Annotated in this window: 11 protein-coding genes; 4 read left to right on the plus strand and 7 right to left on the minus strand. The window is 71.6% G+C overall.

What is annotated here, in order from left to right:
* Positions 1-10 precede the first annotated feature (10 nt).
* Positions 11-871, minus strand: coding sequence for an NAD(P)-dependent oxidoreductase (locus ACWDSJ_RS03110; RefSeq protein WP_450028991.1), 861 nt, complete (start codon positions 869-871; stop codon positions 11-13).
* A gap of 248 nt (positions 872-1,119) precedes the next feature.
* On the opposite strand from ACWDSJ_RS03110, the gene ACWDSJ_RS03115 reads away from it, so the two are divergent.
* Positions 1,120-2,466 carry a M20/M25/M40 family metallo-hydrolase gene (locus ACWDSJ_RS03115; protein WP_450028992.1) on the plus strand — a complete coding sequence of 449 codons (1,347 nt, stop codon included), beginning with the start codon at positions 1,120-1,122 and terminating at the stop codon, positions 2,464-2,466.
* A 23-nt stretch (positions 2,467-2,489) separates the two neighbouring features.
* Complete coding sequence (locus ACWDSJ_RS03120) at positions 2,490-3,026, plus strand: YbhB/YbcL family Raf kinase inhibitor-like protein (RefSeq protein ID WP_450028993.1); 537 nt, start codon at positions 2,490-2,492, stop codon at positions 3,024-3,026.
* Positions 3,027-3,082: 56 nt separating this feature from the next.
* On the opposite strand, the gene ACWDSJ_RS03125 is transcribed toward ACWDSJ_RS03120, so the two are convergent.
* The 3 genes from ACWDSJ_RS03125 to ACWDSJ_RS03135 all read right to left on the minus strand — a co-directional run bounded on the left by ACWDSJ_RS03125 (position 3,083) and on the right by ACWDSJ_RS03135 (position 7,094).
* Positions 3,083-4,912, minus strand: coding sequence for an AMP-dependent synthetase/ligase (locus ACWDSJ_RS03125; RefSeq protein ID WP_450028994.1), 1,830 nt, complete (start codon positions 4,910-4,912; stop codon positions 3,083-3,085).
* Positions 4,913-4,989: 77 nt separating this feature from the next.
* Positions 4,990-5,643 carry a GTP cyclohydrolase II gene (locus ACWDSJ_RS03130; RefSeq protein ID WP_450028995.1) on the minus strand — a complete coding sequence of 218 codons (654 nt, stop codon included), beginning with the start codon at positions 5,641-5,643 and terminating at the stop codon, positions 4,990-4,992.
* Positions 5,640-7,094 (minus strand): PfkB family carbohydrate kinase, encoded by a 1,455-nt coding sequence (locus tag ACWDSJ_RS03135; protein WP_450028996.1) that lies wholly within the window; start codon positions 7,092-7,094, stop codon positions 5,640-5,642. The genes ACWDSJ_RS03130 and ACWDSJ_RS03135 overlap by 4 nt, the downstream gene beginning before the upstream one ends.
* A gap of 420 nt (positions 7,095-7,514) precedes the next feature.
* On the opposite strand from ACWDSJ_RS03135, the gene ACWDSJ_RS03140 reads away from it, so the two are divergent.
* Both ACWDSJ_RS03140 and ACWDSJ_RS03145 read left to right on the plus strand, forming a co-directional pair.
* Positions 7,515-7,769, plus strand: coding sequence for a hypothetical protein (locus tag ACWDSJ_RS03140; protein ID WP_450028997.1), 255 nt, complete (start codon positions 7,515-7,517; stop codon positions 7,767-7,769).
* 28 nt (positions 7,770-7,797) lie between these two features.
* A complete protein-coding gene (locus tag ACWDSJ_RS03145; RefSeq protein ID WP_450028998.1) occupies positions 7,798-8,157 on the plus strand; it encodes a hypothetical protein in 360 nt (119 codons plus the stop codon).
* A gap of 22 nt (positions 8,158-8,179) precedes the next feature.
* Here the strand turns inward: ACWDSJ_RS03145 and ACWDSJ_RS03150 are convergent, their stop codons facing one another.
* The 3 genes from ACWDSJ_RS03150 to ACWDSJ_RS03160 form a co-directional block, all read right to left on the minus strand.
* The gene (locus ACWDSJ_RS03150) at positions 8,180-9,271 is read right to left on the minus strand and encodes a quinone-dependent dihydroorotate dehydrogenase (RefSeq protein WP_450028999.1); all 1,092 of its coding nucleotides are present in this window, start codon (positions 9,269-9,271) and stop codon (positions 8,180-8,182) included.
* Positions 9,272-9,279: 8 nt separating this feature from the next.
* The gene (locus ACWDSJ_RS03155; RefSeq protein ID WP_450029000.1) at positions 9,280-9,546 is read right to left on the minus strand and encodes a DUF5703 family protein; all 267 of its coding nucleotides are present in this window, start codon (positions 9,544-9,546) and stop codon (positions 9,280-9,282) included.
* A partial coding sequence (locus tag ACWDSJ_RS03160; protein ID WP_450029001.1) for a hypothetical protein occupies positions 9,543-10,512 on the minus strand: 970 nt, incomplete at its 5' end. The genes ACWDSJ_RS03155 and ACWDSJ_RS03160, both read right to left, overlap by 4 nt.

Genomic DNA, 10,512 nt, shown 5'->3' on the forward strand with positions numbered 1-10,512 from the left:
GGTTTCGGCCTCACCCCGCGCGCATGCCCTCGAAGATCCGGGCGAAGGATTCGCCGCCGTGGCCGTCGGCGACCTGCGCGTCGATCAGGGCCTTGACCGGTCCGAGGACCGTGAGCGGCACCCCGGCGGCGCGGCTGGCCCGGACCAGTGCGTCGAGGGCGGCCTTGTTGAACGCCAGGGATTGGGTGTCTGCGCGGTAGTCGCCGCTATCGATGAACGCGGCGTGCCCGGCGAATCCGGCGGCCATGGCCTGTACCCACGGCGTGGCGCGGGCGGCGAACTCGGTCGCGGACACGCCCGCCGAACCCACCAGCGCCGCGCCGTGCGCGAATCCGGCGAACATGAGGTACATCCCCGACAGCAGCGCGAAATCGTACAGCGACGCCAGGCCCGCGTCGTCGCCGAAATACTCTGCCGCGCCGAAGGTTTCGAGCAGCCCGCGGTGGTCGTCGAAGACCGCGGCGGATCCGGAGTACAGGATCGACGCACCGGGCGCGCCGATCATCTCCGGGACGGCCATGATGCCGCCGTCGAGATAGGCGACGCCGTGCGCGGCGGCCCACGCGGCCAGTTCGCGGGCCTCGTCGGGGGTGGTGCTGGTGAGGTTGATCAGGGTGCGGCCGGACAGGTCGGCGGCGACCGGGTCGAGGGTGTCGTGCACCGACGCGTGATCGAGCAGGCAGGCGAGGATCGGTCCGGGCGCGGCGAGCGCGTCGGCGACGGCGGGGGCGACGACCGCGCCCGGCAGGTCGGCGGCGCGGCCCGGGGTGCGGTTCCACACGGTGACCGGGTGGCCGTCCGCGAGCAGCGCCGCGGCCAGGGCCCGGCCCATCGCGCCCAGGCCCAGCAGTGTCACGGGGGTGGAAGGCATTGCGGCTCAACTCCTTACGAGTGCGAGAGGTTGCGGGGGCGGCGCGCCGGAATCCATCCTCGCCGGTCGCGCGCTCCCCGAACAGCACCGACTTTCTCGTGCGGTACCCACCCCGAGGTACGTATCGAGGTGACGCGGCCGCGGCGGGCGGGAATCGAGACGCGGCCCACAGTCACCGGCGCGGCGAATTGCGCGCACGCTGCGGCCAAGACGTGGTCGCGGCGGGCGGGGGTGGTAGGAAAGATTACGTGTCTGCACCTCGAGAGAAGTCCGCGCGCGCGGTGTCGGAAGTGGTGGAACTGGTCAGCACGCTGATCCGGTTCGACACCTCCAACACCGGCGAGTTGGAGACCACCAAGGGCGAACGCGAATGCGCGCAGTGGGTGGCCGACCAGTTGCACCAGGCCGGATACACCACCGAATACGTGGAATCGGGGGCGCCCGGCCGCGGCAACGTGTTCGCGCGGCTGCCCGGCGCGGACCCCGGCCGCGGCGCGCTGCTCATGCACGGGCATCTGGACGTGGTGCCCGCCGAGGCGTCGGACTGGAGCGTGCACCCGTTCTCCGGCGCGGTGCGCGACGGCTACGTGTGGGGGCGCGGCGCGATCGATATGAAGGACATGGTCGGCATGATGCTGGCGGTCGCGCGCCAGTTCAAGATCGAGGGCACGGTGCCGCCGCGCGATCTGGTGTTCGCCTTCCTCGCCGACGAGGAGAACGGGGGCCGCTGGGGGTCGCACTGGCTGGTCGACAACCGGCCCGACCTGTTCGAGGGCGTCACCGAGGCGGTCGGTGAGGTCGGCGGGTTCTCGCTCACCGTGCCGCGCCGCGACGGCACCGAGAAGCGGCTGTACCTGGTGGAGACCGCGGAGAAGGGGCTGGCGTGGATGCGGTTGCGCGCCAAGGCCCGTGCCGGGCACGGCTCGTTCGTGCACGAGGACAACGCGGTCACCATCCTCGCCGCGGCGGTCGCGCGGCTGGGCAAACATCGGTTCCCACTGGTGATCTCCGATTCGGTGGCCGAATTCCTGGCCGCGGTCGGCGAGGAGACCGGCATCGACTTCGATCCGCACGGCCCCGACATCGAGGGTCAGCTCGCCAAGCTCGGCACCATCTCCCGCATCCTCGGCGCGACCCTGCGCGACACCGCCAATCCGACCATGCTGCGCGCGGGCTACAAGGCCAACGTCATCCCGCAGACCGCGGAGGCGGTGGTGGACTGCCGCGTGATCCCGGGGCGGCAGGCCGAATTCGAGCGCGAGATCGACGAGCTGATCGGACCGGATGTGGAGCGGGAGTGGATCACCCACCTCAACTCCTACGAGACCACCTTCGACGGTCATCTGGTCGACGCCATGAACGCCGCGATCCTGGCCCACGACCCCGAGGCGCGCACGGTACCCTACATGTTGTCCGGGGGCACCGACGCGAAAGCGTTCGCCAAGTTGGGAATTCGCTGTTTCGGCTTCGCGCCGCTGCGGCTGCCGCCGGAGCTGGACTTCTCGGCGCTGTTCCACGGGGTGGACGAACGGGTTCCGGTCGACGCGCTGGAATTCGGCACACAGGTCCTGGAGCATTTCCTTCTGCACAGCTGACGATTCGAGAAAGGACGGCCCTCGTGCCCGACTACTCCTACAACCCGTACGCGGCGCTGCCGCAACTGCCGAGCTTCACGCTGACCTCCGACGACGTCACCGACGGTCAGCCCCTGGGCAACGATCAGGTGTCCGGTTCGTTCGGGGCCGGGGGTAAGGACATCTCCCCGCAGCTGTCGTGGTCGGGGTTCCCGGCCGAGACCAAGAGCTTCGCGGTGACCGTGTTCGATCCGGACGCGCCGACCGCGTCGGGTTTCTGGCACTGGGCGGTGTTCGACATCCCGGCGTCGGTGACCTCGCTGCCCTCGGGCGCGGGCAGCAGCGCCGAGAGCCTGCCCGAGGGCGCGATCGCGCTGCGGCACGACGGCGGCTCGCGCGGATTCGTGGGCGCCGCGCCGCCCGCGGGGCACGGCTACCACCGCTACTACATCGCGGTGCACGCGGTGGGGGTGGAGTCGCTGGGCATCTCGCGCGACGCGTCCCCGGCGTTCTTGGGGTTCAATCTGTATTCGCAGGCCATCGCGCGGGCGGTGCTGGTGGGGACCTACGAGCAGAAGTAGGTGCGTCCCGTACTGTGGCCCAGGGTGGAAAGCCCTGGGCCACAGTCGGTTTCGCCTCAGAGGCTGATCACGTCGGCGGGGAGGGGGTCGGTGTAGAGGGCGGCGATGTCGGTGGCGTATTCGGCGGCGATGGGGGTGCGCTTGAGTTTGAGGGTGGGGGTGATCTCGGTGCCGCCGGGTTCCCAGACGCGGTCGAGGACGCGGAAGCGTTTGATCTGTTCGACGCGGGCGAGTTTGGTGTTGCCCGCTTCGACGGCGGCGCGGACCTCGGCGAGGATCTCGGGATGCCGTGCGAGCGTGGCGATGTCGGCGTCGGGGGTGCCCAGCGCCTTGGCGCGCACGGCGGCGGTGTCGGGGTCGAGCACCACCAGCGCGGCGATGTAGGGCTTGGCGTCGCCGACGGCCACGATCTGCCCGATCAGTGAGGAGGCCGCCTTGACGGCGTTCTCGATGTTGGTCGGGGAGATGTTCTTGCCCGCCTCGGTGATGATCAGTTCCTTCTTGCGGTCCACGATGGTCACGTAACCGTCGGCGTCGATGGTCGCCACGTCGCCGGTGTGCAGCCAGCCCTCGGCGTCGAGCGCCTCGGCGGTCTTGTCGGGCATGTTGCGGTAGCCGCGGGTGACGATCGGGCCGCGGATGAGCAGTTCGCCGTCGTCGGCGAGGCGGATCTCGGCGCCGTCGACCACGCGGCCCACCGAGCCGGGGCGCGGGCGGTCGAGTTCGGTGAAGGTGCCCACCCCGGTGGTCTCGGACATGCCCCACACCTCCGAGACCGTGAAGCCCAGTCCCAGCAGGTATTCCAGGGTTTCGGGCGGGATGGCGGCCGCGCCGGAGGAGGCGATGCGCAGCGCGTCCAGGCCGAGCGCCACGCGCAGTTTCGACAGCACGAGCGCGTCGGCGATCCGGTGCTGTACCCCGAGCAGCGGCGGCGCGTCGGCGGTGCCGAGCCGGGCGCGGGCGCTCGCGACGCCCACCCCGATGGCCCACCGGGCGAGGGCCTTGCGCACCGGGCTGGACTCGGTGGCGAGTTTGGCGTCGATCCCGGCCTTGATCTTCTGCCACACCCGCGGCACCCCGAAGAACGCGGTCGGCCGGGCGTCGGGCAGCGCGGCGGCGATCTCGCGCGGATCGGGCACGCAGGTGACGGTGATGCCGGTGAACAGATTCATGCAGTGGCCCGAGATGCGGTCGGCCACATGGGCGGCGGGCAGATACGACACCGCGCGATCGTCGAGGCCCACGGTGAGCGGACCCGACATCAGCACCACGATCTGGGCGACGACATTGCTGTGGGTGATCTCCACGCCCTTGGACGGCCCGGTGGTGCCGGAGGTGTAGATCAGCGTCGCCAGATCGTCGGGCCGCACCGCCTGCCACGCGGCGTCGAAGTCGAAGTCCGCCTTGGGATTCGACTCCACCTCGGCGAGCGACCGCGCCCCGGTGGCCGGGCCGTCGACCACCACGATGTGCTCGAGGTCCACCCCCGCCCCGGTGACCGCGTCGAGGAACGCGCGTTCGGTGATCACCACGCGATTGCCCGCATTGGCGAACACGTGCGCGATCTGCTCGGGCGAACTGGTGTTGTACACCGAGAACGGCGTCGCCCCCAGATGCAGCGCCGCGGTGTCGACGAGATTGAACTCGGGCCGATTGGTGAGCATGATCCCGACCGTGTCCCCGTGTGCCACACCGAGTTCCGCGAGCCCCGCCGCGATGGCCCGCACCCGCCGATCGTAATCGGCCCACGTGATCTGCTGGGTCCCGCCGACGGTCCGCAGGGCGACCTGATGCGGCCGCAACCCCACGGTCTGCTGGAACGCCTGCGGCACGGTGGTCACCGCGACGCCGGTCTGATGGGTGAAGGCGATAGGTGCTGTGCTCATGTCCCTGTTCCCGATACGTGACGCGAATCACCCATCCTACGATGATTTGCCCGGTTCGTGAGGAGAGTGGTGAGGGGTCAGTTGGGGTCGGGGGCCCAGGGGGCGTCGTCGGTGGGGATCCAGTGGCGGCGTCGGCGGCGTTTGGCGTCGAGGTAGGCGGCGGCGCGGGGACTCTGCGCGGTGGCGCGCAGCGGGACCACGGTGACCGCGATGCCCGCCCGCCGCACCGCCTCGACCTTGAGCGGATTGTTGGTGAGCAGCTGAATGCCGGTGAGCCCCAAGCCTTTCAGGGCGTCGGCGGCGCCGCCGTAGCTGCGGGCGTCGGCGGGATAGCCGAGCGCCTCGTAGCTGGCGAAGGTGTCCGCGCCGTGGCGGGCGCTGTAGGAGTAGCCGTGCGCCTTGGCCAGCAGCCCGAGCCCGCGGCCCTCCTGCTCGAGGTAGATGAGCACGCCGCCGCCCGCGGCCTGGATGATGTCGAGGGCCTTGTCCAGTTCGTCGGCGCAGTCGCAGTCGTCGGAGCCGAGGGATTCGCCGTAGAGGCAGCGGGAGTGGATGCGCACGAAGGGGGTGTCGCCGGGCTCGCCGAAGACGAGCAGGTGACCGCGGGTCGTGCCGTCATCGATCTCGGAGACCTGGACGGCCAGTTCGCCACCCTTGCGGCCGAAGGGGTGGGTCACCGGGGCGTGGTCCGGGACGGACGCGCCGGTGGGTCCGGGCAGGACGACGGTCAATGCTCCTCCGAAGCGATGGTCAGGATCCGATGGATGCGGTCGAGATCGGGCATGGCGCCGGGAACGTCGTCCAGCGACTGGGTGGCAATCATAGCGGCAGCCGCGAAGCGGAAATCGGTTTCCGTCACGGGGACACCGGAGTTGATCACACGATAGGCCAGCGCGGCCGAGAAGGCAGCGTGAGCGCCCGGCGAGCTGGTGAGCAGGGCGGGTAGCGGCGGGATATCGACGTCCAGGGTCGCGCCCCGGACGCTGACACCAAAATTCTGTAGCGTGCACACGGTTTCGATGCCGAGCATGCGCAACTGCTGCACCGGATCGGCGCCGACGGCGTGGCTATCGGGCAGCATCATCGCCAGTTCGGTGGGGCTGCCGACGAGGAACGTGATCGCCCCGAGGTGGCCGTAGAGCAGCTGCGGCCGGGCCAGGGGCGGGGCGACGTGCACGATGAGCACGGGCGGATCGGGCAGCGCGCCGATCTCGGCGAGGACCCGCTCGATCACCGGGGGCGCGTGCTCGAAGTTGAGCAGGACCGCGTCGGCGGTGGTGAGGGCGGCGCGCACCGCGGGGTCGTCGAGGTCCTCGACGGACAGATCCAGGCGCGGATCCTTGCACGGGATGTGCGCGCGCTCGCCGGTGGGCGTGACGATGAGCGCGGTGACCGAGGTGGGGGTGTTGGGGACCCGTTTGACGAATGCGGTGTCCACGCCCTCGGCGCTCAGGTACGCCAGCACCCGATCGCCCGTGTCGTCGTCGCCGACGGCCGCGACGAGCCGGGCGTGCAGCCCGAGGCGGGCGGCGGCGACCGCGCGGGTGAGGCCCTTGCCGCCGGGATGCTCGATCATGCTGCCGGACACGGTGTTTCCCGCCTGTGGGATGCGGCCGACGCGGTAGAGGTGATCGAGGACCGCGTCGCCGACGACGGTGACCGTCGGTCGGGTCGGGTCGGGCGGGGCCGGGGCGGGCCGGGTGTCGGGGCGGCCGTCGACCAGGAGGGTGGCCAGCGCGGTGAAGGCCCGGCGTTCGGGGGCGAGTCGCAGCGAGCGCACGGTGGGCGTCGAGCCGGGGTCGGCGCGCAGCGCGCGATGCAGCGCGTGCCAGTGCTCGACCAGGTAGGCGCGGCGCACGCCGAGGTCTCCGGCGTACAGCCGCGCGGGATCGATGCTCGGCGGCGGGGCGTCGGCGAACAGGGTGAGGACGAGTTCGGCGTCCACGATGAGGCGGTCGGTGGGGTCGAGCCGCTCGGCCAGCTCGCGCAGCAGCGGCAGCACCGCGGCCTCGGCCGAGGTGTCGTGACGTTCGGCGTAGGCCGCCACCGCGGGCAGGGCCAGCAGCGCCGACGCGTCGATCTCGGTGGCGCGCAGCCGGGTTCGTTCGCGCAGCCCCGACCGTTTGCGCAGGCGCGACAGGACATTGCGGACGGCCTCGATCGCGGGGTCCGGTGCGCTCATCGTCCTCGCACCTCCCTCCGGCCACGCGTTCGGATGATCATCGGGCCGAGAATAGCGAGCCGACGCGGCGATTGCCTGGTTTAGCGCGGACGAGATCTGTCAAATACCAAACTATCTCGGCAATTGCCCCAAAGGGACGGCAATCAGCCGATCGGGAACGGCGAATGACGCCGGGGGACATCGGGAGGCACCGATGGAAGCGTTTCTCCACAAGCGGCGGCTCCGGCGGTGCCGCCGCCCCCAACCGGTCGAGCGGGAGACCGACGGCGGCGTCGCGAACGCGTGCTGAACCCGCGGCTCGCGTTCGTCTTCGACTTCTTCCCTTATCTCCTCGGTGGCCGCCGCGCCCCGTGACCGGTTGCGCGGCGGCGCCTTTCGCAGTGGAGGTCGACCGTGACCCTCTATGTGACAGCTCGGTCCGTGACCGGCAGCGTCAGTTCCGAATGGGCCGAATGCGTCGATGAGTACTCCGGCTGGCGGTTGAGCTGGCTGCCGGACGTCGGCCTGTCCCACGCGCAGGCGTGCGCGGGCGTCGAACTGGCCGAACTGGTCGCCGCGCCGGGCGGCCTCGTGGACACCGCGCGGGCGCAGGCGTGCGCGGACGCGGTGAACGTGTCGCTGGCGCAGGCGATTTCGCTGCTGCATCAGCGCCGGATCTGGCGGCGGTCGCCGTGACCGCGGCCGCTCTCGAGAGGAGACGATCGTGACCATCTTCCGCGGCGGGCAGCGCATGACCAGCGACCGGTCCCCGGAGTACGCCTACCGCGTGCCCGGGTCGCGGGCGTGGCGGTTGAGCTGGCTGCCCGGACACGAAGTCAGCGAGGCGCGGGCCCTGGCGGGGATGGAGCTCGACGAGCTGATCAGCGACCCGGGCGGGGTCGACGAGCCAGCGGTGCTGGCGATGATCCACGAGCGCGCGGCCGTGCTCGGCGTCGAGTACGCCGATGTGGTGCTGCTGCTGGTCGCGCGGCTGGCGCGCCGCGGGCCGGAACCGAGCGCGCCACCGCGATCCGAGGACGACGCGTGGATGCCGGTGTCCGCGGCGGGGATTCGCCAGGGTTGACGGTTCGGCATCGACTGCCGGTTTACGCCGACTGCTCCAACCCGCCGCGATGCTCCGCCCCCACGGCCTCGGCGAGCGTGCCGAACCCGTGCTCGCGCAGCCGCTGGGCCAGGCCGCGGTGGATCCGCCGGGTCCAGAACAGGCCGCCGTAGATGAATCCGGTGTAGCCCTGCAACAGCGTGGCGCCCGCGAGGATGCGGGCGAAGGCCTGGTCGGGGGTTTCCAGGCCGCCGACGGAGATGAGGGTGAGGCGGGTGCCGACGCGGAGGTAGAGGCGGCGCAGCACCTCGAGGGAGCGGTCGGCCAGGGGCGGGCCGGACAGGCCGCCGGGGCCCATCGCCTCGACTTCGGGTGCGGGCGTGGCCAATCCGTCGCGGCCGATGGTGGTGTTGGTGGCGACGATTCCGGCCAGGCCCAGTTCGACGGCGAGGTCGGCCACCGCGTCGATGTCCTCGTCGGACAGGTCGGGGGCGATCTTGACCAGGACCGGTTTGCGGACGCTGTCGAGGACCGCGCGCAGCAGGGGGCGCAGCGATTCGACGGCTTGCAGGTCGCGCAGGCCGGGGGTGTTGGGGGAGCTGACGTTGACCACGACGAAATCGGCCAGGGGGCCGAGGGATTCGGCGCTGGTGACGTAGTCGGCGGCGGCCTGCTCGGGCGGCACGACCTTGGTCTTGCCGATGTTCGCGCCGATCGGGACCGCGCCGGCGCGGCGGCGGCGCAGGCGGGTGGCCGCGGCGGCGGCGCCCTCGTTGTTGAACCCCATGCGGTTGATGAGCGCGCGGTCGGCGGGCAGCCGGAACAGCCGCGGGGCCGGATTGCCCGGCTGCGCCCGCGCGGTGACCGTGCCGATCTCGGCGAACCCGAAACCCAGTGGGCCCCAGGCGTTCACACCGCGCGCGTCCTTGTCGAACCCGGCGGCCAGCCCGAGCGGAGCCGGGAAGTCGACGCCGAAGGCGCGCACCGCGAGGATCGGATCGCGCACGGTGGTCAGCCGCGCGACCAGGGCCCGTACCCCGGGCACGGCCGTGACCAGCCGCAGCGCGGCGAAGGCCAGATGGTGCACGCGCTCGGGGGGCAGCAGGAACATCGCCCGCAGGAGTAGCGAATACATCCGCGCGCTCACATCCCCGGCTGGGGCGCGGGCACCGCGGTCTTGCGCCGGCGCAGCAGCACCCGGCGGCTGCCGTCGGTGTAGGCGCGCACGCGCGAGAGTTCCCAGCCGCCGTATTCGGCCTGGATGGCCAGCCGCATCGAGGCCGTCACCCGGGTGACATCGGGCGGCAGGCGTAACGGGACGTATTCGTATTCGCCCTCCTCGATGGCCTGCTCCCACTCCACGGGGAGCCCGGGCCGACGGTGCGAACGGTGCGCCGAGGCCTGAGTCATCCTTGCCCTCTCTTCCTCTGGTCCGCGCCGATCCGCTGCAGACCGTCGCCGGTCGCGGATCCGACGAACATCTCGCCGGTGCGGTCGTCGATCGCCACCGAATTGGGCTGGCGTACCGTCGGCAAGCGGTCCACTTCCTCCGGTATACCCCTCGACAGGTCGTAGCCGAGGACCTCGTTGCCGCCGCTGCGGGTCACCCAGACGGTCTCGGTCCGACGATCGTAGGCAAGTGCGTAGGGCGACGAGCCTACCGGGAACCGCTGGCGCAGCACGAGCGGATCGGCGGTGTAGACCAGCAGCGCGCCGCCGGAGGTGTCGCTGACCAGCAAACGGCCGAAGTGGTCGCCGATCAGCGCGCTCGCGCCCTGACCCGCGCGCAACGCCAGCCGGGCCCGGTGTTCGGTGAGGTCGAGTTCGGTGAGCGTGGTCTGGGAGCGGTCGAGCACGGCGACCGCGTCGCCCGCCGCGGCGAGGGCGTCGATCTCCCCGAGTCCGGTGACCGTGTCGCGGACGGTGTCGTCGGCGGCGAGGATGCGCACGCGCCCGTCGGCGAGGCCGACCGCGACCGTGCCGTCGGGGCGGCGGGCGACCGCGCGGGCGGGGGCGTCGAGGGCGGTGGCGCGCAGCTCGCCGGTGGCCCGATTCAGGTGCAGCAGTTGGTTTCCCGCGGTGAGCAGGATCTCGCCGGGCGCGCCGGGCGACCAGCCGGTGGCCGGGGCGGGCAGTGGCACCGCGCGGGCGGTGGCCGGGTCGTCGCCGAGGCGCACGGTCCGCCCGTCGGTGTCGAGCGCGGCCAGGGGCCCGCCGTCGGGGTCGGTGAGCAGCGCGGCGATGGGCGCTGCCGGGGTGACCGTGCCCGCGGGCGGGGTCGCGGCGGCGGGCCTGTACCTGCTCTCCGACGACGCGGGCTGGGTCACCGGGCACATCCTCAATGTCGACGGCGGGCAGATCATCCGATGACCGACG

Source organism: Nocardia sp. NPDC003482 (genome assembly GCF_053588115.1).